This window comes from Pseudomonas sp. Marseille-Q5115 (genome assembly GCF_916618905.1).
Lineage (GTDB): Bacteria > Pseudomonadota > Gammaproteobacteria > Pseudomonadales > Pseudomonadaceae > Aquipseudomonas > Aquipseudomonas japonica_A.
In genome coordinates this window covers 4660174-4685896 of the sequence record NZ_CAKAKI010000001.1, presented here as the reverse complement: position 1 = coordinate 4685896, position 25723 = coordinate 4660174, and the positions used below count along the sequence as shown (strand labels likewise).

At 61.4% G+C, this 25723-nt stretch carries 21 protein-coding genes; 7 read left to right on the top strand and 14 right to left on the bottom strand.

Annotated elements, in window-relative coordinates; all coding sequences use genetic code 11:
* Window positions 1-196: 196 nt before the first annotated feature.
* Both LG385_RS21365 and glnK read right to left on the bottom strand, forming a co-directional pair.
* Window positions 197-1531, bottom strand: a complete 1335-nt coding sequence (locus tag LG385_RS21365) for an ammonium transporter (protein ID WP_181111067.1) — start codon at window positions 1529-1531, stop codon at window positions 197-199.
* Between the two features lie 36 nt (window positions 1532-1567).
* The gene (gene glnK, locus LG385_RS21360; protein ID WP_002555808.1) at window positions 1568-1906 is read right to left on the bottom strand and encodes a P-II family nitrogen regulator; all 339 of its coding nucleotides are present in this window, start codon (window positions 1904-1906) and stop codon (window positions 1568-1570) included.
* Between the two features lie 414 nt (window positions 1907-2320).
* Between glnK and LG385_RS21355 the strand changes: the two genes are divergently transcribed.
* Window positions 2321-2605, top strand: a complete 285-nt coding sequence (locus tag LG385_RS21355; RefSeq protein WP_225775809.1) for an accessory factor UbiK family protein — start codon at window positions 2321-2323, stop codon at window positions 2603-2605.
* A 50-nt stretch (window positions 2606-2655) separates the two neighbouring features.
* On the top strand, window positions 2656-3573 hold the full coding sequence (locus tag LG385_RS21350) for a LysR substrate-binding domain-containing protein (RefSeq protein ID WP_181111069.1): 918 nt from the start codon (window positions 2656-2658) through the stop codon (window positions 3571-3573).
* A 7-nt stretch (window positions 3574-3580) separates the two neighbouring features.
* On the opposite strand, the gene yghX is transcribed toward LG385_RS21350, so the two are convergent.
* Both yghX and LG385_RS21340 read right to left on the bottom strand, forming a co-directional pair.
* Window positions 3581-4465 (bottom strand): YghX family hydrolase, encoded by an 885-nt coding sequence (gene yghX, locus LG385_RS21345; protein WP_225775808.1) that lies wholly within the window; start codon window positions 4463-4465, stop codon window positions 3581-3583.
* A gap of 72 nt (window positions 4466-4537) precedes the next feature.
* Window positions 4538-4945 (bottom strand): NUDIX hydrolase, encoded by a 408-nt coding sequence (locus tag LG385_RS21340; RefSeq protein ID WP_225775807.1) that lies wholly within the window; start codon window positions 4943-4945, stop codon window positions 4538-4540.
* A gap of 1042 nt (window positions 4946-5987) precedes the next feature.
* Here LG385_RS21340 and LG385_RS21335 point away from each other — a divergent pair.
* Window positions 5988-7481, top strand: coding sequence for a YifB family Mg chelatase-like AAA ATPase (locus LG385_RS21335; protein ID WP_225775806.1), 1494 nt, complete (start codon window positions 5988-5990; stop codon window positions 7479-7481).
* A 22-nt stretch (window positions 7482-7503) separates the two neighbouring features.
* On the opposite strand, the gene LG385_RS21330 is transcribed toward LG385_RS21335, so the two are convergent.
* The 4 genes from LG385_RS21330 to LG385_RS21315 form a co-directional block, all read right to left on the bottom strand.
* Window positions 7504-7788, bottom strand: coding sequence for a type II toxin-antitoxin system RelE family toxin (locus LG385_RS21330; RefSeq protein ID WP_225775805.1), 285 nt, complete (start codon window positions 7786-7788; stop codon window positions 7504-7506).
* Window positions 7789-7798: 10 nt separating this feature from the next.
* A complete protein-coding gene (locus LG385_RS21325) occupies window positions 7799-8032 on the bottom strand; it encodes a type II toxin-antitoxin system Phd/YefM family antitoxin (protein WP_225776296.1) in 234 nt (77 codons plus the stop codon).
* A gap of 127 nt (window positions 8033-8159) precedes the next feature.
* On the bottom strand, window positions 8160-9452 hold the full coding sequence (locus LG385_RS21320) for an NAD(P)/FAD-dependent oxidoreductase (RefSeq protein WP_225775804.1): 1293 nt from the start codon (window positions 9450-9452) through the stop codon (window positions 8160-8162).
* Between the two features lie 32 nt (window positions 9453-9484).
* On the bottom strand, window positions 9485-10975 hold the full coding sequence (locus LG385_RS21315) for an aldehyde dehydrogenase family protein (protein ID WP_318781413.1): 1491 nt from the start codon (window positions 10973-10975) through the stop codon (window positions 9485-9487).
* Between the two features lie 244 nt (window positions 10976-11219).
* On the opposite strand from LG385_RS21315, the gene LG385_RS21310 reads away from it, so the two are divergent.
* Window positions 11220-12593, top strand: a complete 1374-nt coding sequence (locus LG385_RS21310; RefSeq protein WP_225775803.1) for a VOC family protein — start codon at window positions 11220-11222, stop codon at window positions 12591-12593.
* 12 nt (window positions 12594-12605) lie between these two features.
* Here the strand turns inward: LG385_RS21310 and LG385_RS21305 are convergent, their stop codons facing one another.
* Both LG385_RS21305 and LG385_RS21300 read right to left on the bottom strand, forming a co-directional pair.
* The gene (locus LG385_RS21305; protein WP_225775802.1) at window positions 12606-14588 is read right to left on the bottom strand and encodes a methyl-accepting chemotaxis protein; all 1983 of its coding nucleotides are present in this window, start codon (window positions 14586-14588) and stop codon (window positions 12606-12608) included.
* 156 nt (window positions 14589-14744) lie between these two features.
* Entirely contained in the window at window positions 14745-15665 is a 921-nt protein-coding gene (locus LG385_RS21300) for a LysR substrate-binding domain-containing protein (RefSeq protein ID WP_225775801.1), read from the bottom strand.
* A 120-nt stretch (window positions 15666-15785) separates the two neighbouring features.
* On the opposite strand from LG385_RS21300, the gene LG385_RS21295 reads away from it, so the two are divergent.
* Window positions 15786-17180: a NorM family multidrug efflux MATE transporter gene (locus LG385_RS21295; RefSeq protein ID WP_413247341.1), complete on the top strand. Its 1395-nt coding sequence runs from the start codon at window positions 15786-15788 to the stop codon at window positions 17178-17180.
* A 10-nt stretch (window positions 17181-17190) separates the two neighbouring features.
* On the opposite strand, the gene LG385_RS21290 is transcribed toward LG385_RS21295, so the two are convergent.
* Window positions 17191-18861 carry a putative bifunctional diguanylate cyclase/phosphodiesterase gene (locus tag LG385_RS21290; protein WP_225775799.1) on the bottom strand — a complete coding sequence of 557 codons (1671 nt, stop codon included), beginning with the start codon at window positions 18859-18861 and terminating at the stop codon, window positions 17191-17193.
* 235 nt (window positions 18862-19096) lie between these two features.
* Here LG385_RS21290 and rep point away from each other — a divergent pair, with 235 nt between their 5' ends.
* Both rep and LG385_RS21280 read left to right on the top strand, forming a co-directional pair.
* Entirely contained in the window at window positions 19097-21106 is a 2010-nt protein-coding gene (rep, locus tag LG385_RS21285) for a DNA helicase Rep (RefSeq protein WP_181111081.1), read from the top strand.
* Window positions 21107-21120: 14 nt separating this feature from the next.
* Complete coding sequence (locus LG385_RS21280; protein WP_181111082.1) at window positions 21121-21696, top strand: xanthine phosphoribosyltransferase; 576 nt, start codon at window positions 21121-21123, stop codon at window positions 21694-21696.
* A gap of 63 nt (window positions 21697-21759) precedes the next feature.
* Here the strand turns inward: LG385_RS21280 and LG385_RS21275 are convergent, their stop codons facing one another.
* The 3 genes from LG385_RS21275 to alr form a co-directional block, all read right to left on the bottom strand.
* Window positions 21760-23715 carry an acetyl-CoA hydrolase/transferase C-terminal domain-containing protein gene (locus tag LG385_RS21275; RefSeq protein ID WP_225775798.1) on the bottom strand — a complete coding sequence of 652 codons (1956 nt, stop codon included), beginning with the start codon at window positions 23713-23715 and terminating at the stop codon, window positions 21760-21762.
* 214 nt (window positions 23716-23929) lie between these two features.
* Window positions 23930-24478, bottom strand: coding sequence for a cupin domain-containing protein (locus LG385_RS21270; protein WP_225775797.1), 549 nt, complete (start codon window positions 24476-24478; stop codon window positions 23930-23932).
* Window positions 24479-24593: 115 nt separating this feature from the next.
* Window positions 24594-25664, bottom strand: coding sequence for an alanine racemase (gene alr / locus LG385_RS21265; RefSeq protein ID WP_225775796.1), 1071 nt, complete (start codon window positions 25662-25664; stop codon window positions 24594-24596).
* Between the last annotated feature and the right edge of the window lie 59 nt (window positions 25665-25723).

The window sequence follows — 25723 nt, the reverse complement described above, 5'->3', positions numbered from 1 at the left end:
CGCGCTCGAAAAAAAAGCAAAGTCCTGTATCGGTGTAGGCATTTCCTACAAAAGCAAAAAAGCCCGGCAGCACCTGTAAAAGCCCTGAGGGCGTTTAGGCAGGCGTTCCAAGCAATGACAGATCCAGACATAAAAAATGCCCGGAAAGCCGGGCATTTTTTCGCGAGCGGCACGCCAAATGGCGGGCCATGCGTTTTCAGAGGTTGTAGCCGCGCTCGTTATGCTGAGCGAGGTCCAGGCCAACCGCTTCTTCTTCTTCCGAGGCGCGCAGGCCCATCAGCATATCCAGCACCTTGAGAATGACGAAGGTCACGATCGCGGTGTAGATCACGGTAAAGCCAACGCCCTTGGCCTGAATCCACAGCTGTGCGCCAATGTCTTCGACCGTGCCAAAGCCGCCCATGGCAGGGGCTGCGAAGATACCTGTGAGCAGTGCGCCGATGATGCCACCGATACCGTGTACACCAAAGGCGTCCAGGGAGTCGTCATAGCCCAGCTTGCGCTTGAGGGTGGTTGCGCTGAGGAAGCACAGTACACCGGCCACCAGGCCGATGATCAGGGCGCCCATCGGGCCTACCGTGCCTGCGGCGGGGGTGATGGCAACCAGGCCTGCGACAACACCGGAGGCGATGCCCAGGGCGCTTGGCTTACCATGGCTGATCCATTCGGCGAACATCCAGCCCAATGCGGCGGCGCCAGTGGCGATCTGGGTAACCAGCATAGCCATTCCGGCAGTGCCGTTGGCGGCTGCGGCGGAACCGGCGTTGAAGCCAAACCAGCCGACCCACAGCATCGCGGCGCCAACCAGGGTGTAGCCCAGGTTATGAGGGGCCATCGGGGTGGTGGGGTAGCCTTTACGCTTGCCCAGCACCAGGCAGGTCACCAGGCCAGCGATACCGGCGTTGATGTGCACCACGGTGCCGCCAGCGAAGTCCAGTACGCCCCAGTCCCACAGCAGGCCGCCGTTACCGCTCCACACCATGTGCGCAATCGGGGCATAAACGAGGGTGAACCACACACCCATGAACACCAGCATGGCCGAGAACTTCATGCGCTCTGCGAACGCCCCGACGATCAGCGCAGGGGTGATGATTGCGAAGGTCATCTGGAAGGTCACGAAGACCGCTTCCGGGAATAGCGCAGTGGCGGAGGTGAGGCTGGCCGGGGTAATACCCGCCAGGAACGCCTTGCCCATGCCGCCCACGAAGGAGTTGAAGTTGATCACGCCTTGCTCCATACCCGTGGTATCGAAGGCAAGGCTGTAGCCGTAGATGAACCAGAGCACGGTTACCAGGCCGGTAATCGCAAAACACTGCATCATCACCGACAGGACGTTCTTGGAGCGCACCATCCCGCCATAGAACAGGGCCAGCCCTGGAATGGTCATGAACAGCACCAGCGCGGTAGACGTGAGCATCCAGGCGGTGTCGCCGGAATTGAGCACAGGGGCCGCCGCCTCATCGGCCAGGGCAAGGCCTGGCATTATCAGAGACAACAGGGCTCCTAGCCCTGCGAATTGACGCAGAGTCATATTGTTTACTCCTGGGGCTTTTTTCTATGGGTCGGCTTAGATAGCGTCGGTATCGGTTTCGCCGGTACGGATGCGGATCGCCTGTTCCAGATTGACCACGAAGATCTTCCCGTCACCGATCTTGCCGGTGTTGGCGGCCTTGGTGATCGCTTCGATCACGCGGTCCAGATCCTTGTCATCAATGGCAACGTCGATCTTCACCTTCGGCAGAAAATCCACAACGTATTCGGCGCCACGGTACAGCTCGGTATGGCCTTTCTGCCGCCCGAAGCCCTTGACCTCAGTGACGGTAATGCCCTGCACGCCGATTTCCGACAGCGACTCGCGCACGTCGTCCAGCTTGAACGGCTTGATGATGGCAGTGACTAGCTTCATGAAACTCTCTCCCGAATTGGTGGACTTGCCCCAGGAAAACAAACCCGGCTCAAGTCTAAGCGCAGTGCCCGCCTTTGTAACGCACCGCCGGCTAGGGCCGGCCCGGCCGCGGGCACCGCTCCTGACGAAACACTTCCCGCTCCGCCTGCACACTGCGTTCGCCTTTCAGGTCGCCATCAGTGCATGGGTCGATTGGCTCCAAGCAGAAACCTTGCCATCTCTGCGTGCCGCTTTGAAATCAGGCCAATCGACGGTTTCAAGCGTCATGGCTTCAGTAATGGCACAGGCCAGCGCACAGCAATGGTGCGGGGCAGTGCAATGGCCTGCCCAACAACTGTGCAATGCTTTGTACCAAGCTGTTCAACCACTGCGTGATACACTTTCGGCAATTTCCTCGTCATGGATTCGCCGCACATGCTTGCGCCAAAAGCCTTCCTCGACGCGCTCACCGACCAGGCCAGCCGCCTGCTTGGCGGCGATGCGCTGCCGCCCCGGCAAGAATTCGAAAGCCAGTTCCGCACCTTGCTCAATAGCGCGTTTGCCCGCCTTGACCTGGTCAGCCGCGAAGAATTCGATACCCAGATGGCGGTACTGGCGCGCACCCGTGCCAAGGTGGATGCGCTCGAAGCGCGCCTCGCGGAGCTAGAGGCACGTCTGCCGCAACCTCCTGCCGAAGCGCCCTCGCCGGCTCAGGACTGAAACCACGCACCTCGCAGGTGCTTGCCCTTCCCGCTCGCAGATGCCCGCCGATGAATCGCAACGAACTGCGCAAGGCCGATATCAACCTGATGGTGGTGTTCGAAGCATTGATGCTCGAGCGCAATGTCACCCGCGTCGCGGAGAAGCTCTTTCTCGGCCAGCCCACAATCAGCGCGGCACTCAATCGCCTGCGCGCACTGTTCAACGACCCGTTGTTCATCCGGGTCGGGCATCGCATGGAGCCCACGGCCCGTGCCGAGGAGCTGATCAAGCACCTTTCGCCGGCGCTGGATGCCATGTCTGTAGCACTGAGCCTCAGCCACGACTTCGAGCCGGCGACCAGCAAGATGACCTTCCGTATCGGGCTGTCCGATGACGTAGAGTTTGGATTGTTGCCGCCACTGCTGCGTGCGTTACGCCAGGAGGCACCCGATGTTGTGGTGGTAGTGCAGCACGTGGACTACTGGCGCATTCCCGACCTGCTTGCCGCCGGTGACATCACCGTAGGGATCAGCCAGACCCGCGGGTTGCCGGCCAATGCCAAGCGCAAGCTGCTTCGTCGAATGCATGCCCGGGTACTGCGAGCTGACATTTCAGGTAGCCCACTCACATTGGATGAGTACTGCAGCCGGCCTCATGTGGTGGTGTCGCACACAGCCAACACCCGGGGTATAGCCGACGAATGGCTCGATGAAATCGGCCGCACCCGAAAGGTAGTGCTGTCGGTGCCCCAATTCAGCTCACTCCCGGCCATACTCGCGGGGACCGACCTGCTGGCGGGCTGCCCCGATTATGCCGCGACCGCCATGGAAACCTGGGGCACACTGCATGCCGAGCCGCTCCCCTTTGAAACACCTGCACTGGAATTGTCCATGGTGTGGCTGAGCATCACCGACACCGACCCCGCCGAGCGCTGGCTACGAGCCCGGCTGGAGCAGCACATGGGCGACGGTGGGGTTTGGATGTAGGCAAGCCTCAGGCAAGGTAACGGTTGAACCAGGCCAGGGTACGCTCCCACGCCAGGTTGGCAGCGGCCTGATCGTAGCGAGGGGTGGAGTCGTTGTGAAAGCCATGATTGGCCCCCGGGTAAATGTAGGCCTCGTAGGTCTTGTTGGCGGCCTTCAGCGCCTGCTCATAGGCGGGCCAGCCTTCGTTGATGGCGGTGTCCAGTTCGCCATAGTGCAATAGCAGGGGCGCCTTTATCCGGGGAACGTCTTCGGCCTTGGGCTGGCGACCATAGAACGGCACCGCAGCGCTCAGCTCGGGATAGGCGACCGCAGCGGCATTGGACACGCCACCGCCATAACAGAAGCCGGTAATCCCCACCTTGCCGGTGGCTGCCGGGTGGGCCTTCATCCATTCAATTGCCGCAAAGAAGTCGTTCATCAACTTTTCCGGGTCGACCTTCTGCTGCAGTTCGCGGCCTTTGTCGTCGTTACCCGGGTAACCGCCTACCGAGCTCAGGCCATCCGGGGCAAACGCTACGAAACCCGCCTTGGCAAGGCGGCGTGCAACGTCTTCAATATAGGGGTTAAGGCCCCGGTTCTCATGGACCACTACCACAGCCGGCGCTTTGTCCTTCTTCGCCGGCCGTACCAGATACCCTCGCACTTGGCCGTGCCCCTTGGGCGACGGGTACGTCAGGTATTCGGGAAGGATATCGGGATCGGTAAATTCGACTTGCTGCGCCAAGGCGTAATCGGGGCTGAGGCTGGCAAGCAAGGCAGATGCAGAGAGCCCGGCGACGGTGAAGGCTGCGGCGCGGTCGAGAAAATCCCGCCGGCTGATACGGCCATGGGCGTAGTAGTCATAGAGCTCAAGCAGTTCGGGGGCGAAGTCCTTGGCAGTCAGGCGGGTCATCGGGCGCTCCTTCGGCGTTCAGGCGGGCGTCGAATGACTATAGCCGAGCGGCGAGGAAGCGCAGCCTGGAGGTCAGCTCACTGCCTCGGCGAAAAACCGTGGCAGCACCCAATCCCGGGTAAGCGGCGCCAGCTGCAAGGCCTGAGCCTGCTCGGCATCTACCCAAACCGCTTCTTCGATTTCCGCCGCAGGTTGCACCGGGCCGTCGAACATCACTTCGAACAGCTCGCAACGTACTTCAAAGCCAGGCTCGTTCGCCGCCGGCGCGGCAAAGGCGCCAAGGTAAGTTGCTTGGCCTGGCTCAATCCGCACGCCCAACTCCTCTTCCAGCTCCCGCGCCAGTGCCTGCACCGGCTGCTCGTGGGGCTCGATCTTGCCGCCAGGCTGCATGAAAAAGGCGGTGCCGCGCTTGCGCACGAGCAAGGTACGGCCCTGGGGGTCGAGCAGGAGGGCGGCGGCGATGAGGATGACGCGATTCATGGACATATCTCGCAGATAAAATCTGATTATATCTGGAGTTACTGAATGGCATGCCCCTATGTATACGTGATTCGTAGCGAATCCTTAAGTGGATGGACAGCATCAAATCAAATTAAATCAAACTTAACTGAACAATATATTGTGCAGAATCATTCTCTTTCAATTGAAAATAAGAGCTTAGAGCGCGCTCAGTTGAAAAGTTGGTTTTCCCAGTCCAAAATCGCACTATTCGCCACAGCATCCTGGGTCAAATGGCATGCAACACTGCGAGGCGAAGAAAGTAGGTAGCCAGACCAACTGGAAGACGTTAGGTTTGGCGGATGTGCGGGACATGATAGTAACTGATTCTAAAATACATGAAATCTCGGGCGCGAGTGATACGGATGCTGCCTTGCGCCAGGTTGCGAAAGCATTGGGCTTCACGGAGGACGAGCAATTTAAATTCATTAGTACACCCATAGGGCCGATCCAGGCCCGACGGGATTATCTTTTACACATAGTGCAAAAACGCGCTAACGCACGGGAAAGGTTTGCTCACTTCGCTGCCCACACGCTGAGTAACCCGTTAGAGGTATAGCAAGTAATGTATGACGATAAATCATTCCGACTTTCGTTCATAGGTGCATACCCGACGAAATATCAGATGCTCGTAATCATAAACGTAAGCAAAGGTCACATGCTGTGGAACTATATAAACTGCGATAAAAAATCGCTAAATAAACATAGAGCAGGCCAGCTTGTTTACGCCTATTATAAAGAAGTATTGAAAGACGCTTGATATTATGCTCCCTCAAGCGGGGGAGAAGAGGTCTCACCCGAGCGCTGATGTTCAGGTCATCAACGGGGTTCCTAACGCCGGCCATTACCACCTGAAGGTCGCCGGTTTCGCGCTCTTGGGTAAAGTTTGCCACTCTTTTCAATGCTGTCAACCTTGGAAGGTTGGTCTGTTGGATGAAACATCCCCACAAACACCGGCTCGCCCCACCTCCGCCCCCTGCGCTAATCTCCGCCCTTCGCAAGGAAGCGATTCACTGGAGCCAGCATGTCCCTCGCTATCGTTTACAGCCGTGCCCAGGTAGGGGTTGGCGCGCCCGCAGTTTTGGTTGAAGCGCACCTGGCCAATGGGTTGCCGGCGCTTACCCTGGTAGGCCTGCCGGAAGCATCGGTGAAGGAAAGCAAGGACCGGGTACGCAGTGCCATCGTGAACTCGGGCCTGACCTTTCCGCCGCGGCGTATCACGCTCAATCTTGCCCCCGCCGACCTGCCCAAGGACGGCGGCCGGTTCGACCTGGCCATTGCGCTGGGCATTCTGGCAGGCAGCGGGCAGGTACCCGCCGATGCGTTGCGCGATGTGGAGTGCCTGGGAGAGCTGGCGTTGTCCGGCGCCGTGCGGTCCGTTCAAGGTGTATTGCCGGCTGCGCTGGCGGCACGGGACGCCGGCCGTACCTTGGTGGTACCGCAGGCCAACGCCGAGGAGGCTTCGCTGGCGAACGGGCTTACCGTCATTGCAGTGGGCAACCTGTTGGAACTCGTCGGCCACTTCAACGGGCAAAAGCCCCTCAGCCCCTTCAAGGCGCAAGGGCTGTGTTTGGTTTCCCGGCCGTATCCGGACCTGAACGAGGTGCAGGGGCAAATCGCCGCCAAACGCGCCTTGCTCGTGGCCGCCGCCGGCGCTCATAACCTGTTGTTCAGTGGCCCACCGGGCACCGGTAAAACTTTGCTCGCCAGCCGGTTGCCGGGGTTGTTGCCACCGCTCAGTGAACACGAAGCACTGGAAGTGGCAGCGATTCATTCTGTGGCCAGCCATATACCCTTGAGCAGCTGGCCGCAGCGGCCTTTTCGCCATCCACACCATTCGGCCTCCGGGGCCGCGTTGGTGGGCGGAGGTGGCCGGCCACAACCGGGCGAAATTACCCTCGCCCACCACGGCGTGCTGTTCCTTGATGAAATGCCGGAGTTCGACCGCAAGGTGCTGGAGGTGCTACGTGAGCCCTTGGAGTCGGGCGAGATCGTAATCGCAAGGGCCCGGGACAAGATCCGCTTTCCGGCGCGCTTTCAGTTGGTCGCGGCGATGAACCCCTGCCCTTGCGGCTACCTGGGCGATACCACCGGGCGCTGCCGCTGCACCACCGAGCAGATCGACCGCTACCGCAACAAGCTCTCCGGCCCCCTGCTGGACCGCATCGACCTGCACGTAACCGTTGCGCGCGAAACCACCACACTCAACCCCGACGGGCCACGCGGCGAATCAACCGCCAAGGTTGCGGAACAGGTTGCCCGCGCTCGGGACATCCAGCTTCAGCGCCAAGGGTGCGCCAATGCGTTTCTAGACCTCAACAGCTTGCGCACCCACTGCCAGCTCGCGAAAGTCGATGAAGCCTGGCTGGAGCAGGCTTGCGAGCGGCTGACACTGTCGCTAAGGGCGGCGCACCGGTTATTGAAAGTCGCCAGAACATTGGCCGACCTTGAAGGGCAGGCAAGTATCGGGCGGGAGCACTTGGCCGAGGCGTTGCAGTACCGGCCGGCGGCGGGGTGAGGTTTTAAGAATTCCGGGAGGATCAGCAGCGGTGTACGGCCGTTTCATAAACTTCATCGTCACGACGAGCGCCCACGCATAGCACGAGGACAATTTCCGTCCCATTAATGCGATAAACAATACGCACGTCACCTGTTCGTATGCGCCGGTATCCCGCTAATGCACCTCTCAAAGGTTTGCCAGTCTTATCGGGTTCGCCATTGGTAATACGTTCCCGGATCACTTTAAGCACTCGCCTTGCCTCGGCCGCCCCAAGCTGCTTCAAGTCTTGCTCTACTTCAGGATGAAACCTGACACTCCAGTTCATGGGCCGATGCCTAACCGAAGCGAGCCTCCATTTCTTCAAGGCTCACAGTGTTGTTTTCATCCAAGGTGGAGAGCCGCTCGATAGCAAGCCGTTCTGCTCGAAGGTCTTCGAGCTCATCCTGCAGCGCTTGGTAGGCGTCCACCCCCACCAAAACGGCGACAGGCTCATTGTCTTTAAAGATCACCAGATGATGTGCGGCACCGCTGGTCACTTCTTTGAGTTTCGCGCCGAAGCTCCTGACCATGGCGGTCGCGGATACAGCGTGCTCTGCTCTTTCCAAAAGTGCGGTCATTGCCACATCCTCTTTAAGCCACCAATCATCACGCAGTATTATACGTACAATCCTGCGCATTACAATCCTTGGGTAGTCCCTACAACACCACCCTCAAACACTGCCCCGCGTGGTACAGCGCGAACCCCGTCTCGTACAACCCGCTTCGCAATGTCGCCACGCTGACCGGCCGGCTTTGGGAGAACGGCATTGGGAGGTTATCGGCGCGTTCGTCGATGAGGAAGTCGGCCATCGCCCCGCCGAGCACGGTACCGGTGGTGTTGCCGCGGCCGTTGTAGCCTGTGACCGCGATCAGGCCCTGTGCCGGCTCGTAAAGCCGCATAAGGTGGTCGGGGGTGAAGTCGATGGTGCCGGTCCAGTGGCATTCCCATTCCACCTGGCCCAGTTCGGGGAAGTAATGGCGCTGGATACGGTCCGCCCAGCTGCGCACGAACCACCCCGGCTTGTTATCCAGCCGGCCCATGCTGCCCAGCAGCAGGCGGCCGTCGTCGTCCCGGCGGATGCTGCTGAGTACGGTGCGGGTGTCCCAGGAACCCTTGGCGTGAGGCAGGATGGCATCCGCCGCCGCACCAGTGAGAGGGACCGAGGCCACTTGAAGGTAGTAGCCGCGGAAGTAATTGTCCTTGAGCGTGTTCCAGTCGCCCTCGGTATAGGCGCCCGTCGCGATCACTACTTTGTCGGCTTCAACGCTGCCGCTGGCAGTGCTCACATGCCAGCCCGAGCCCTCACGCTGCAAGCCGGTGACCGGAGTGTCCTGATAGAGCGCCCCACCGAGGCGTTGCAGCGTTGCCGCAAGGCCGCGGGTATAGGCCATCGGGTTGATAGTCCCGGCGCGGTGGTCCAGCAATGCCAGCTCAACTTTACCGGTGCCACAGTACTCGCGGCACCGCGCGCCCGTGAGCAGCTCGATGTTTGCCCCGCGCCGATGCCATTGGTCATGCCTGGCTTGAAGGTCCGCTGCGCCGTTGGCGTTGTGGGCCATGTGCAACGTACCGTCGTTGTGCGCCTGGCAATCGATGCCATGCCGGGCGATGGTCTCGAACACCCGGGCCGGGGCTTCACCCAACACCTTGTTCAGCCGCCCGCCAATGTCCGCACCCAGCGTCGCTTCCACGTCGTCCGGCTTGATCCAGGTGCCCGCGTTGACCAGCCCCACGTTACGCCCCGAGCCGCCGTGGCCCACCTGGTGCGCATCCAGCAATACCACCTGATGGCCACGTTCGAGCAACCGAATGGCGGCGCAGAGGCCGGTGATGCCGCCACCGATCACGCACACCTGGGTGCGCACTGTCGTATCCAGCCGGCTGGGTGCCGGCGCGGGGCGTAATACACGTTCCCACAAACATTCCTGGCGCAATTGGCGGGGCGGCATCGCAAGCTCTCAGCTGGTCAATACAATGTGTATCAGTCGAACACGATGCCTTGGGCCAAGGGCAGGTCGCGTGAATAGTTAACAGTGTTGGTCTGGCGGCGCATGTAGGCGCGCCACGCGTCGGAGCCGGATTCGCGGCCACCGCCGGTTTCCTTCTCGCCGCCAAACGCGCCGCCGATCTCTGCGCCGCTGGTGCCAATGTTGACGTTAGCGATGCCGCAATCACTGCCCGAAGCGCTCTGGAAGCGCTCGGCTTCGCGTACATCGGTGGTGAAAATGCAGGAGGACAGGCCCTGTGGAACATCGTTGTTCATTTCCAGCGCTTGCTCGAAATCGTCGTAAGCCATCACATACAGGATGGGCGCGAAGGTTTCATGCCGCACCACTGCGCTTTGAGCGGGCATCTCCACCAACGCTGGCGCTACGTAGTAGGCATCAGGGTACTGGGCCTGAAGCTGGCGCTCACCGCCATGTACTATGCCGCCTTCATCACGGGCGCGGGCAAGGGCGTCCTGCATGGCCTGGAATGACTGCCGGTCGATCAACGGGCCGACGAGGTTGTTTTCGCGGGGGTCGCCGATACGCACCTTGGCGTAGGCCGCCTTCACGCGGGTAACCACTTCGTCCTTGATGGAACGGTGCACGATCAACCGGCGCAAGGTGGTGCAACGCTGGCCTGCGGTACCAACGGCGGCGAACAGAATGCCGCGCACGGCCAGGTCCAGATCCGCGCTGGGCGCCAGAATCATCGCGTTGTTACCGCCGAGTTCGAGCAGGCTGCGGCCGAAGCGAGCGGCCACACGCGGGCCCACTTCGCGACCCATGCGGGTGCTGCCAGTGGCACTGACCAGCGCCACGCGGGTGTCGTCCACCATCGCCTCGCCGGCTTCGCGATCACCCAGCAGCAACTGTGCAAGGCCGTCGGGAGCATCGCCAAAGCGCGTCAATGTCTGCTCCAGCAGGGCTTGGCAGGCCAGGGCGGTAAGCGGCGTTTTTTCCGAAGGCTTCCACACCACGGCATTACCGCACACCAAAGCCAGGGCCGTATTCCAGGCCCACACCGCCACCGGGAAGTTGAACGCGCTGATCACGCCTACTACGCCCAGCGGATGCCAGCTCTCCCGCATGTGGTGGCCAGGGCGCTCTGAGGCGATGGTCAAGCCGTACAGCTGGCGCGACAGCCCAACCGCGAAGTCGCAGATGTCGATCATTTCCTGCACTTCGCCCAAGCCTTCCTGGGTAATCTTGCCGGCCTCGACGGACACCAGCTCGCCGAGCTGAGCCTTGTTCTCTCGCAGCACTTCAGCGAACTGGCGCACCAGCTCACCGCGGCGAGGGGCCGGCACGTTGCGCCAGGTCAGGAATGCTTTATGGGCCGCGCCTATGCGCGCTTGAACTTCATCCTTGCCCTGCAAGGTGATCGACCCGATCTGGCTGCCGTCGATAGGGGTGAACACGGGATGGTTACCGTCGCGATAAGCCGTGGCGGGCACACCCAGGTGTTGCAGCAAACCGTCGATCATGTGAGTTCTCCGAGCGCATTCAACTTCGATGACTGGGATATTCGCTGCGAGGATGGCTACCCTCAAGCGATCATTTGGCAGCACATCATTCCGCGAGGGAATGACACGCGCTTGTGGTCAATGCTGAATGCAGCATCATAGCCCTTCCCGAAAATAAGGAATGAACCGAGGACTTTTTTTCGCTTGCCTCGTTCACGCCTGCGCCGCTTGAATAGGCCACGCTTACCTGCAACGGAGCCCCGCCATGCCTACCACTGGATTCGCCAGCCCGGACGATATCCGCGCCTCGTTTTCTCGCGCCATGTCGGCCATGTATCGTGCTGAGGTGCCACTGTACGGCGACCTGCTGGCCTTGGTAGCTGACGTCAACCAGGGCACCTTGGCCGCACGACCCGCACTTGCGGACGCCCTGCGCCTGGGAGGTGATCTGGAGCGGCTGGATGAGGAGCGTCACGGCGCGATAAGGGTAGGCACCGCCGAGGAACTGGCAACCCTGGCCCGCCTGTTTGCAGTGATGGGCATGCAGCCCGTGGGATACTACGACCTGTCGTCCGCGGGGGTACCGGTGCATTCCACGGCATTTCGAGCCGTACACGAGGACAGCCTGCGCATCAGCCCATTCCGGGTATTCACTTCGTTGCTGCGGCTGGAACTGATAGACGATGCGCCGTTACGTGAGATGGCCGCCGACTTGCTGGCCAAGCGGCAGATTTTCACCGCGAAGGCGCTCGCATTGATCGAACAACATGAAGTACAGGGCGGGCTGACACCGCCTGAGGCGGATAGCTTCGTGGCCGAGGCGCTGGAAACCTTCCGCTGGCATCGCCAGGCAACTGTTACTCAAGCACAGTACCAGTTGCTGCACGATCAGCACCGTTTGATAGCAGATGTGGTTGCCTTCAAGGGCCCGCACATCAACCACCTTACCCCTCGCACCCTGGACATCGACCACGTGCAGCAACAAATGCCAGCACGCGGGATCACGCCCAAGGCCGTGGTAGAGGGCCCACCGCAGCGCAAGCAACCGATCCTGCTACGGCAGACCAGCTTCAAGGCGCTGGAGGAAGCCGTTGCCTTCACCGATTCACAGGGCGCGGCAGGCTCGCACACCGCCCGCTTTGGCGAGATAGAGCAGCGCGGAGCCGCGCTTACGCCCGCCGGCCGCGCCCTGTACGACCAATTGCTGGAGAGGGCGCGAACGGGATTGGGCGGCGTACCCGCCGAACGCGATCCGCAGCGCTACACCGCTTTGCTTGAAGAAGCCTTCCGCGACTTCCCGGACGATGCTCAAGCCCTGCGCGAGCAGGGCCTGGCGTGGTTCCGCTATGCACCGACCGCCAAGGGCCTTGCAGAGGGCAGCCGCGGCAGAGACCTGACCACACTGCTGGCAGAGGGTGCGGTGCAGTGCGAGCCTGTGATCTACGAGGACTTCCTGCCGGTAAGTGCCGCGGGGATTTTCCAGTCCAACCTGGGTGGTGAAGCGCGCAGTGAATACGGCAGCAACGCAAACCGCGCGCAGTTCGAACAAGCGCTCGGCCGGCCGGTTATCGATGAAATGGCGCTGTATGAACAGACCCAGCTGCGCTCGCTGCAGGCGTGCGAGGCACAGCTGGGTTGACCTCTGGGGCTATCAGCCGCGAACGCGGAAGCGGTCCACTTCGCGGCTGAGGTCCTCGGCCAGGCTTTCCAGATCGCGGGCGGTGATAGCAAGGTTAGACACGGCCTCGCGCTGCTCGCTGTTGGCGTGGGCAATGCTTTGCAAGTTGCTGCTCAACAGGGTTGCGGTGTCGCTTTGCTCTTGAGTAGCGGTGGCGATAGCCGCGAATTGCTGACCGGCCATGCGGCTTTGTTCATCAATGCGCGACAGCGCGTCAGCCACCTTGGCGTTGCGTGACAAACCTTCCTGCATCAGCTGGTTGCCTTGCTCCATGGTCTGGATCGCCTGACCCGTTTGCTGCTGGATGCTGGCAATCATCGTGGAGATCTCATCAGTGGCCTGGCGAGTACGCGATGCCAGGCTGCGCACTTCATCCGCTACCACGGCAAAGCCACGGCCCTGCTCGCCTGCACGGGCGGCTTCGATCGCGGCGTTGAGCGCCAGCAGGTTGGTTTGCTCGGCGATGGAGGTGATCACACCAACGATGCCGCCGATTTCCTGCGAGCGCTGCCCCAGCGTGTCGATGACTTTAGCGGTGTCGCCCAGTGCGCCCGCGATCTGCTCAAGCGAAGACGAAGCCTGCTCCATGGACGATCGGCCGGTACGGGTATGCTCGGCATTCTGCTGCGCAACCCGTTCGGTTTCGCCCATGTTGTCGGCAATGTTCAACGAGGTTGCACTGAACTCCTCCACGGCGCCCGCCATGCTGGTGATCTCACCGCTCTGCTGCTCCATTCCCTCATAGGCACCGGCGGACAGGCTGGACAGTGCTTTCGCCCGATCGCTCACCTGCTCTGAAGCGGTGCGGATATGCCGAACCATGGTAGCCAAGGCATCGCCCATATGGTTGAAGCTGCGGGCAAACTGGGCAATTTCGTCCTTGCCGGCCACATTGAGACGCGCCTCCAGGTCGCCCGCGCCCAAGGCTTCGGCCTGGCGAACAAGGTCGCCCAACGGCTTGAGCCGGCGGCGCAGCAACACAATGGCGGCACCGACTGCCAGCACCGTGGCCAGCAAACTGCCCAGTACCAGCTGGGTGCCTACTTTCCACGTTACCGCGCGCAACTCCTCCAGCGGCATACTCGCCACTACACTCCACGGGCCTTGCTTGAAAGGCACTGCCACGGAGTAATAGCCGGCATCGCCGTCGTCCCAGAAGCGACCCTTGCCGGAATCGCCGTCGGCCCGGATAGCCGTGGCCGCGGCGTCCAGGTTCTTGACCCCGGCCGGCTGCACCAACCACTGGTTCTGCGCATCGAGCAGTGCGAGAGAACCACTTTTGCCGATACGGAACTGAGTGAGGTTGTCGAACTGCGCCTTCTGCGCATCGGTGTAATCGAAGCCCACGAACAACACAGCGATCACTTTGCCCGAACCATCACGTACCGGTGTGTATTGCGTCATGTACGAGCGGCCGAACAGCGCTGCGGCCCCCACATAGTTTTGCCCACCCAGCAGGCGCTGGTAGGCAGGGTGAGCGTGATCGAGCTGGGTGCCAATCGCTCGGGTGCCGTCCTGTTTGGTCAGGGACGTGCTGATACGGACGAAATCCTCGCCGCTGCGAACGAACACCGTCGCTACGCCTGCGGTCATCTTGCGGAAGTCGTCCACCTCACGGAAGTCGTTGTTCAGCACTTCATCGCCCAGCCACAGCCCGGGTGTAGCGGTACCGGCAACGGTCACCGGCTGCTCGGGGTGAAGGCTCAGGCCAGCGGAGAACCGGGACTCGAACAAGCCGCTCAGGCGCTGGGTGCTTTCGCGCAGCGTGTTATGGAAGGTGTCCAGCTGCTCGGACAACAGGCGAGCCTCGCTGGCCATATGTTCCTGGCGAGTCACCAGGTTGGCCTGGTCCAGGGAGCGCAGCGCAAACGCGGTACTGCCGCTGATCACTACGACCAGGACAAAAGCGAGCGCAGTGCCCAGCTGCCTGGCGATTAAAGCACGGGGTTGATTCATTTCAGCTCCTGTTGGAAGTGCCAGCTGGGCCGGTCTTGAGGCTTCCAAGGGTTTGTTCGGATAGTGTTGGATCCTGCCCGCCGGATCCTTGTAAGGAATTCGGCGGGGCTCGCGCATACTTGAGCGGTGTGCGTGGTTATTACGGGCGAGCGTTAGTTACCGCAGCACAGTCACCGCTGGCAATTGCATATTTGCGGCTTCGGTGCGCAAGTAGTCGCTGAGCCTGCGGATACGGTCGTTGCCAGGGCGGGTGCCCGGCCACACCAGGTAGTAGCTTTCACCACTGGCCACGGCGGTCGGCATGGGGAGGCTCAATCGACCTGCGGCGACGTCTTCGGCGACCATCAACAGGTCGCCGATGGATACCCCATAGCCGCGAGCGGCGGCAATCATACCTAATTCCAGCGTATCGAATACCTGCCCGCCCCGAAGGGATACGCCAGCGTCCAGCCCCATGCGTTGCAACCACCGTCGCCAATCCCGGCGATCCGGGGTGGGATGAAGCAGTTCAGCCCGCGCCAGGCGCTCGGGGGGCCACGGTGCCTGCGCGGCGAGCTCCGGCCCACCGACGGGGATGAGCAGCTCATCGAACAGCCAGGTCGCCTCCCAGTCGGCGGGGAACTTGCCATTGCCCAACAACACCGCGCAATCGAAGGGCTCCAGGCTGAAGTCCACGGCATCCACTTCCATCCACGCGCTGGTCAGCTGCACCTCATTGCCGGCCTGCAGGTGACGAAACCGGCTAAGCCGCGCCAGCAACCAGCGCATCGTCAAGGTGGAAGGTGCTTTCATACGTAAAATTCCGTCCTCCCCAAGCAGCGTGGCGCAGGCCCGCTCAAGCGAAGAGAAGCCGTCGCGTATGCCGGGCAGCAATAGCCGCCCCGACTCGCTCAACTGCAAACTGCGCCCGGCACGCAAGAACAGACGGCAGGCAAAGAAGTCCTCGAGCGTGCGCACGTGCCGGCTGACCGCGCTTTGCGTAATGGACAGCTCTTCGGCGGCACGGGTGAACGAGTTGTGCCTTGCCGCAGCCTCGAAGGCACGCATGGCATAGAGCGGCGGCAATCGACGTGTCATCACGAATCCCATGGGTTGAGCGCCAGGCATGAGTCATACTCATGCCACCGATCGCTATTATCCTTTTGTTAGCGAGCCGGGCAAGGCGCAGAATCACCTCTCCGATTCACTGGATCCTCTTTGCACATGCCGTTGACTCCTCGCTCCGAACTCAAGGCGCTGTTACGCCTGGCCGGCCCGCTGATTGCTTCGCAGTTGGCGCATATGCTGATGATCCTGACCGACACGATAATGATGGCGCGCATCGGCCCACAGGCGTTGGCCGGCGGAAGCCTGGGGGCCGCCAGCTATTCGTTCGTGTCGATTTTCTGCATTGGCGTGATCGCCGCGGTCGGCACGCTGGTGTCCATTCGTCATGGCGCTTCCGATCCCGCCGGCGTCACTCGGCTGACCCAGGCGGGGTTGTGGCTGGCATGGAGCCTTGCATTGGCCGGCGGGATACTGCTGTGGAACCTGCCGCCCGTGCTGCTGCACCTGGGCCAGGCGCCCGAAAACGTCGCCGCGGCCAGCGAGTTCCTGAAGGTGCTGGCGTTCGCCCTCCCCGGCTCCCTGAGCTTCATGGCACTGCGAGGCTTTACCAGCGCAGTGGGCAAGGCCGCGCCTGTGATGGTCATCAGCGTCGCAGCCACGGCGCTGAACCTCGTGTTGAACCTTGCGCTGATCGACGGCTGGCTCGGCCTGCCGCAAATGGGACTGATGGGTATTGGCCTGGTGACGGCTACCGTTACCACGGTGATGGGTCTCAGCCTGGCAGGCTATGTAAGCCGAGGCCGGAGCTATGCTGCCTACCCCTTCCTCCATGGCCTGGGGCGACCCTGCGCTGAGTCACTGAAGGAGTTGTGGCGCCTGGGGCTACCCATCGGCGGCACTTATGCAGTGGAGGTTGGCCTGTTCGCGTTCGCGGCGCTGTGCATGGGCAACATGGGCCAGACCCAGCTCGGTGCGCACCAGATTGCCCTACAGATCGTATCCGTCGCCTTTATGGTACCGGCGGGCCTTTCCTACGCCGTTACCTTGCGCATCGGCCGCCACTATGGCGCAGGCCAGTTGAATCAGGTACGTCAGGCCGGGCGAGTAGGTATTGGCTTCGGTGCCGCGATCATGCTGAGCTTTTCCCTTGTGCTATGGCTGATGCCTGGAGCACTGGTAGGCCTGTTCATTGACCGAAACGACCCGGCGTTTGCGGACATTTACACGCTGGCGCTGCAATTGCTCGCGGTAGCGGCCTGGTTCGAACTCTTCGATGGGGTACAAACCATCGCCATGGGCGCCATTCGCGGCTTAAAAGACGCCCGTCTTACGTTCCTGGTAGGCCTGGCCTGCTACTGGCTGGTTGGCGCGCCGGCCGCCTGGCTGCTTGCGTTCAACCTGGGCCACGGCGCGGTAGGTGTGTGGTGGGGCCTGGCCCTGGGGCTGGCGTGTGCGGCCGTCAGCCTTACCGTTGCGTTCGAAGCAAAACTCAAGCGGCTGCAGCCGCCGCTCGGCACGGGGCAAGCGGCCAGCGAGCCGGCGTAAGTTTCAGCGGTCAGCGCATTCCTACGTCTGCGTAGTGGTCCAGCCCAGCGTGCAGGTAGGCCATCAGAGGCTGCAGTGGCAGGGGCCTGCTGACCAGGAACCCCTGCACCTGGTCGCATCCATACCTGCGTAGTTCGTCGAGCTGCTCCACCGTTTCCACACCTTCGGCAACCACTTCCAGATGCAGGTTGTGCGCAAGGTTGACCATCGCTTTGACGAGTTGCCGGCTCTCAGCGCGCTCGTCCATGCCCGCCACGAAGCTACGGTCGATTTTCAGCAAGGCAATGGGCAGGCTGCTCAAATGCACAAAGGAAGAGAAGCCCGTGCCGAAGTCATCCAGTGAAAAGCGAACCCCTAGTTGGCCAAGGGCGTCCATGGTATGGCGCACTTGATCGTTGCGCCGCATCACGGCGGTTTCGGTCAGTTCGAACTCGAGCCAACTGGCGTCGATGTCTCGGTCGTTTATCAGACGGCTGAGTGTGCTCAGTAGCTGGCTGTCCTGAAACTGCCGAAAGGAGAGGTTCACTGCCATGTGTAATGGCGCGATGCCGGCGTTGCGCAGGGTTTGCATATCCTCGAGGGCCCGGGCCAGCACCCAGTAACCCAGCGGTACGATAAGCCCGCTTTGCTCCGCGAGAGGAACGAATTCGCTTGGGCCTAACAGGCCACGTTCCGCATGGCGCCACCGCACCAAGGCTTCAAGCCCCACGATACGGCCGCTGGGCAGATCCAGCCGCGGCTGATAGTGCATTTCCAGCTCGTCACGGCGTAGCGCCCGGCGCAGCTCGCCCTCCAGGTCTGCCATGCTGCGCGCATGCCGATTGATCCGTTCGTTGAACACATGAAAGGTACAGCCCTGAACGCTCTTGGCCTGGCGCATGGCGATATGGGCGTGCCACATGAGCGGATCAGGGTCGGTGCGCGCCTGCCCGTGGGCAATACCCAGGCTACAACCGATCAACAGGCTCTCGCCGTCGACCCAGTAAGGTTCGCCCAGCGCTTCGATGATCTGCTCGGCAAGGCGCTCGGCACGTTGCGAATCGCGGCGGGTATCGATAAGCAGGGCAAATTCATCACCCCCCAGACGCGCCAGCCTGTCGCCGGGGCCCAGCTGCGCCTTGAGCCTGGCCACCACCTCGAGAATGAGCCTGTCTCCGGCCTGGTAGCCCAGGCAGTCGTTGGCATGGCGGAAGTTATCCAGGTCGAGATGGCCCAGCGCCAAGCCCCGGCCATCACCACCCGCCAGGCTCGTCGCCAGCATGGCCAGAAAGCCTTGGCGGTTGGCAATGCCCGTGAGCGTGTCTTCTTCGGCCAGGCGCTGCAAAGTACCTTGCAGCACGCTGCGCTCGCACACGTGGCGCACGCAGCGGCGCAGGGCGTCGGCATTCAGGTGAGGCAGCACGAGCCAGTCGCTCACGCCAACCGGCGGCTCCGGGGGTTCGCGCTCCAGTAGCAACACTTGCGGCCAGGCACACCGCCCCGCCGGGGGCTGACATTCAGGCGTGGCCAGTACCAATACAAGGCCTTCCTCGGCAAATTCGTCCCAATGCGCGCCCCACTCCGTTGCTCTGAGCAACGTGCAAGCCTCGCTCAACCCGGCGAGGCTTTTACGCACCGCAGCTTCCCACACGTCCTGTTGCGCGATCAGCAGCAGCCGCAAGGGTTCAGTGAGCGTAGACAAGCGAGCTCCTTAAAAGCATGACGCCCCATGGCGCGCAATTGATCTGGCGGGGCCAATGATAATGATTTGCAAGGACACAAGCATCATGATCAACGTCACCCTGTACAAACAGGTGGCCAGGTACAACCAAAGTAACAAAATTCATAAAAAAACATAGAGGGGGAGAGACGGTCGCGGCAGAAAGCGCCTGTCCTGTTAAAATGCGCGACCCTTTTTAGCGACCCCTCTGGAATCCATGTCTCGGCTCAACCCCAGGCAACAAGAAGCCGTGAACTACGTCGGTGGCCCATTGCTGGTGCTGGCTGGCGCCGGCTCGGGCAAGACAAGCGTGATCACCCGCAAGATTGCCTACCTTGTGCAGCAGTGCGGCATGCGTGCCCAATACATCGTGGCGGTGACCTTCACCAACAAGGCCGCGCGCGAGATGAAAGAGCGCGTGAGCAGCCTGCTGCGCGGTGGCGAGGGCCGCGGGCTTACGGTGTCCACCTTCCACAACCTGGGGTTGAACATCATCCGCAAGGAGTACGCGCGGCTAGGCTACAAGCCCGGGTTCTCGATCTTCGACGAGAGCGATATCAAAGCGCTGCTCACCGACATCATGCAGAAGGAATACGCCGGCGACGACGGGGCGGACGAGATCAAGCACATGATCGGCAGCTGGAAAAACGACCTGATACTGCCGCCAGAGGCACTCGAAAGCGCCCGCAACCCTCGTGAGCAAACCGCGGCCATCGTGTACGCCGCCTACCAGCGCACGCTCAAGGCCTATAACGCACTGGATTTCGACGATCTCATCCTGCTGCCGGTCAAGCTGTTCCAGGACCATCCAGACATCCTGGAAAAATGGCAGAACCGTGTGCGCTACCTGCTGGTGGACGAGTATCAGGACACCAACGCCAGCCAGTACCTGCTGGTGAAACAGCTGATCGGTACCCGTAACCAGTTCACCGTGGTAGGCGACGACGACCAGTCTATCTACGCATGGCGCGGCGCGCGGCCGGAAAATCTGATGCTGCTCAAGGAGGACTACCCTTCGCTGAAGGTGGTGATGCTGGAGCAGAACTACCGGTCTACCAGCCGGATCCTGCGCTGCGCCAACACCTTGATCGCCAATAACCCGCACGCATTCGAAAAGCAGCTGTGGAGCGAGATGGGCCATGGCGACGAGATCCGGGTAATCCGTTGCAAAAACGAGGACGCCGAAGCCGAGCGGGTAGCGATGGAAATTCTCACGCTGCACCTGCGCACCGACCGCCCCTACCGGGACTTCGCCATCCTTTACCGCGGCAACTATCAAGCGAAGCTGATCGAGCTCAAGCTGCAGCATCATCAGGTGCCGTACCGGTTATCCGGCGGTACCAGTTTCTTCGCCCGCCAGGAAGTGAAGGACCTGATGTCCTATTTCCGCCTGCTGGTGAACCCCGATGACGACAACGCCTACCTGCGGGTAATCAACGTACCGCGGCGGGAGATCGGCTCCACTACGCTCGAAAAGCTGGGTAACTACGCCACGCAGCGGGGTACCTCGATGTACACCGCGAGCGCCGAGCTCGGCCTGGCCGAACATCTGGACACCCGTTACGTGGACCGCCTGCAACGTTTCAAGCGCTGGATGGACGGCGTGCGGCACCAGGTCGCCCAGGACGATCCGATCGCCGCGCTGCGCGCCATGGTGACTGATATCGACTACGACAACTGGATTCGCCAGAACAGCTCCAGCGACAAGGCGGCCGACTATCGTATCGGTAACGTGAACTTCCTGATCGAAGCGCTGAAAAACACCCTCGAAAAAGACGAGGACGGCGACATGACGATCGAGGATGCCATCGGCAAGCTGGTGCTGCGCGATATGCTCGAACGCCAGCAGGAAGAAGAAGACGGTGCCGACGGCGTGCAGATGATGACCCTGCACGCCTCCAAGGGGCTGGAGTTTCCCTATGTCTTTATCATGGGCATGGAAGAGGAAATCCTCCCGCACCGTTCCAGCATCGAAGCTGACACCATCGAAGAGGAACGCCGCCTGGCCTACGTGGGTATCACCCGCGCCCGGCAAACGCTGGCCTTCACCTTCGCAGCCAAACGCAAGCAATATGGAGAGGTTATCGACTGCTCACCCAGCCGCTTCCTCGACGAACTTCCCGCCGACGACCTGGCCTGGGAAGGTTTGCAAGACACCCCCGTGGAGGTAAAAGCCGCCCGGGGCAACCATGCATTGGCGGACATCCGCGCCATGCTCAAGCGCTGATCCAAGGAGCCCCCGTGGAAGCCCTGCATAACAAGATCCGTGAAGAAGGGATCGTTCTGTCCGACCAGGTACTGAAGGTGGACGCCTTCCTCAATCACCAGATCGACCCTGCCCTGATGCAAGCCATCGGCGAGGAATTCGCCCGCCGCTTCGGCGGACTGGGTATCAACAAGATCGTCACCATCGAAGCCTCCGGCATTGCCCCGGCGGTAATGACCGGGTTGATCCTGGGGGTGCCGGTGATATTCGCCCGCAAGCATGCTTCGCTGACCCTTACCGAACACTTGCTTACCGCCCCGGTGTATTCCTTCACCAAGCAGACGGAAAGCACGGTTGCCATTTCACCGCGGCACTTGGCCAAGGATGATCAGGTATTGATCATCGACGACTTCCTCGCCAACGGGCGAGCGTCCCAGGCGTTGATCTCGATCATTCACCAGGCCGGCGCCCATGTGGCCGGGCTGGGCATCGTGATCGAAAAGTCCTTCCAGACCGGCCGTGCCCAGCTGGAAGAGCAAGGTTACCGGGTAGAGTCGCTGGCGCGGGTTGCATCCCTGGCTGGCGGCAAGGTGACGTTCATACCTGAGTGACGCATCGGCCGGGAGGGCATTTTTCAGCGCCTCCCGGCACTGCCTTGTCACTCCAGGTCGCGGCTACTCCAGGTCGCGCGCAAGCGTGGCGGCCATGGGGGTTGGCATGGAGGTAGGCCAGTGCGGCCGAGTGGCCTGTAACCCCGCCAACAGCAGCCGCTGTTCCAACTGCTCACGCAGGCCTCCGGGTTCGTCCAGGCTCATGCGCGCCAGGTGTTCGGGATACAGCGAAGCGCTGGGCGCGTCCAGGGCAGCACGGCCCAGGTCCAGCAGTTCGGTGAGGTGGAATTTGCTTTTAAGCCAGTTCAGCGCCCGCAACAGGTCCTTTTCCGCTTCAGAGAAATCGCTGCCCAAGGGGTATTCCGGGAATAGGTGAGCATGCCGGGTGCGAATGTCCTCCAGCCGCTGCGGGGTGTTGTCCGTGAAGCGCGGGTCTATCCGGAAATCTCTTGGCAGTTTGCCCGCCAACTGTGCCTGGTCGAGAAGCGCCGGCTGAAAGCGCGAGTCAGCGATGTTCAGCAACGCCTCGATCACCTGGGCGTCACTTTTGCCGCGCAAATCCGCGATGCCGTACTCGGTGATCACGATATCGCGCAAGTGCCGCGGGATGGTGCAGTGGTTCTGCTCCCACACGATATTCGAGCTCACCACGCCACCGCTTTCCCGCCAGCTGCGCAGGAGCAGGATGGACCGCGCGCGTTCAAGTTCATGCCCTTGCACCACGAAGTCGAACTGCCCTCCCACACCGCTGAGCACACGGCCGTCTTGCAACTGGTCGGACGCAGCCGCACCGAACAGATTGACGCTCAATGCTGTGTTGATGAAGCGGGCGTATCGGCGCTGCTGACGCTTGAGGTCTTCATCGCCATACAGCTTGTTCACGTAGCTGATGGCAGTCATGGCAAAACGGGCCCTGGCCTGTAACGGCATTTCACGAAGCCGGGCATAGAACGCCGAGGGGCCCAGGAAGAAGCCACCGTGCAGCACCGCGCCCTCTTCATCCAGTTCAGGGCCGGGGCCATTGGGGCCGCCCGTCACGCGCCGGCGCAGTACGCCAGCATCGGCGAGCACCAGCAAGCCATTGACGAACATTTCGCTACAGCCATAAAGCCCTTCGGCAAAGGGCGCCAGCCCGCCTTCCCTCTGGATCAGCTCATCCCATTGTTGCAGCTGGGCTTCCTGCACCAGCGAGCGATACCCCGTGTTATCCGCCTGGCGGGCAAGCAACGCTGCGGTGATCGCATCCCCTAGCGCGCCGATGCCTATCTGCAACGTACCGCCATCGCGTACCAATGTACTGGCATGCAAACCGATGAAGTGCTCACGTACGCCAACTGGCTGATTAGGCGTGGAGAACAGCGGCGTTTGCTCGGGGGTATCGATCAGTAGGTCGAACTGTTCGCGCGGGAGCTCCGCCTCGCCGGGCATGTAGGGCAATTGAGCATGTACCTGGCCTAGCATCAGGATGGTTTCACCACCCCAACGGCGGTGCTCCAGCATGGGCAGCAAATCGAGCGTGATGTCGGGATTACAGCTAAGGCTGAGCAAGCCAGGCCGTTGTGGGTCTTCAGCCACCAGCTGGGCCACAAGGTTTATGCCTTGGGCATTGATGTCCCTGGCGGCATGGCTGTAGTTGCTGCTTACATAGCCCTGCTGGGCCTGATGGCTACCCTCTAGCGCGCCGGACTGCATGAAAAACTGCTCCACCCGCACGTTTGCTGGCAAGGCGTCGGCCGCGAGGTCCGCTACAAAGTCCAGCTCAGGATAATCGCCGTAAACCCGTTCGATGAAGGGTTCCAGAAAACGACGCTGCAATCCGTCGCCCAGTGGCGGGCGGCTCAGGCACAGGGCGGTATAAATCGTGAGCTGCCGCTCGGGAAGGGTTTTGATCCGGGCGTACAGGGCGTTGGTAAACCGGTTCGGCTTGCCCAGCCCAAGGGGAAGGCCAAGCCGGATATGCGCGGGCAAGCGCTCCAACACTACGTCTACCGCGCGTTCCAGGCTTAGCACATCAGTCATCACAACCTCCGTTTCGGATGCTCTGTGACTATGACCGCGCCGCGGTTGAATGTTTCGGTAGGCGACAGCCCGCGAATGGGTTTCGCCCTTTTCGCGAACTCCGCCGGATGGCCGGCCCCGCCGCTTCCCACAGGGGAACTGCGAGGGCGTAGGAGATGGGCAAAGCCGAAGGCGAAGCTCGCGAATAAGGCCGCTCAGAACAGCTTTGAGTGGCTCAGAAATTCGCCGGCGTGGCCGCGCTGATCAGCCGAGCGGGAGCGTCGTAGGGGTTGCGGAAGCGGTGTGGGCGGGTGCTTTCAAAATAGTAACTGTCGCCAGCTTCCAGCACGAACGTTTCCAGGCCCACTACAAGCTCCAGGCGGCCTTCGATGAGAATGCCGGTTTCCTCGCCGTCATGCGTGAGCATTTCTTCGCCGGTATCCGCGCCCGGCGGATAGATTTCGGTGAGAAAGGCAATCGCGCGGCTGCTGTGGCCACGACCGACCAGCTTCATTGTGACTGCGCCGTCAGAGATATCGATCAGCTCGTTAGCCTTGTAGACGATCTGGGCCGTGCTTTCGGGAGCGAGTTCCTCGGAAAAGAACTCCACCATGGACATGGGTATCCCGCTCAGCACTTTACGCAGCGAACTGATCGACGGGCTTACGCTGTTTTTCTCGATCATCGAGATGGTGCTGTTGGTTACCCCCGCGCGTTTGGCCAACTCACGTTGAGACAGGCCCTTGAGCTTGCGAATGGCTTGCAATCGTTCACCGACGTCCAATGACGGAACCCTCCTCGGGGCATCTGCTGGCAATAATGAACGGTATGATCGCAACAGCGTTCAGTATTTACAACACCCGCACCCGTCGAAGGGTTATTTCGCAGCCACTTGCGCCTCACTCGCTGTACACGAGCGGCACCCGCTTGAGGTTGCAGAACAGCTGGTAGGGAATGGCTTGTGCCCAGCTGGCCACTTCACTGGCAAGTACCTGGCGCCCCCACAACTCAACCGGGCTGCCAAGGGTGGCTTCGGGTACGTCGGTGAGGTCCACGCACAGCATATCCATGGATACCCGCCCTAGCAGGCGGCTTCGTTTGCCGGCCACCATCACCGGCGTGCCAGTCGGTGCATGGCGCGGGTAGCCATCGGCGTACCCCATGGCAACCACACCTACGCGCATCGGGCGGTCGGTCACGAAGCTCTGCCCGTAGCCGATCGGCTCGCCTTCGGGCAATTCGCGTACGCAGATCACCCGGGATTCAAGCGTCATCACCGGCTGCAGGCGGTCGGCGTTGGGGTGTGGCTGTTCGAAGGGTGTTGCGCCATACAGCATGATCCCTGGGCGCACCCAGTCGCTGGGCACCTGTGGCCAGCCCAACACAGCGGGTGAATTGCGCAGGCTCACTTCGGCCGCCAGGCCTTCACTGGCCTGCTTGAACTGCTCCACTTGCTCGGCGCTGCGAGGGTTGTCCAACTCATCGGCGCTGGAGAAATGGCTCATCAACACCACTTTGGCGACCTTGCCGCTGGCCAGCAGGCGCTGATAGGCCCGGGCATAGTCGGCCGGATGTACACCCACCCGATGCATGCCGGAATCCATCTTCAGCCACACCGTGATTGGCGTTGGCAACGCGGCCTGCTCTATCGCCTCCACCTGCCACAACGAGTGAGCCACGCACCAGAGAGAGTGCTCGGCGATCAACGGCAATTCAGCTGCTTCGAAAAAACCTTCCAACAACAGGATAGGCGCCTGGATACCTGCCTCGCGCAGCTGCAACGCCTCCTCGATACAGGCCACCGCGAAACCATCGGCCACCTCGGCGAGCGCTTGCGCGCAACGCACCGCGCCGTGCCCATATGCATCGGCCTTGATAACCGCCAAGGCGCGAGCGTCGGTGAGCTCGCGCGCAAGACGGTAGTTTTCACGCAGGGCTTGCAGGTCGATAAGGGCACGGGCGGGGCGCATGAAAGGGCTCTTCGAAGTTCAAGGTTCGGGGAGAAAAAACCCGGAGGACACGAAGCCCC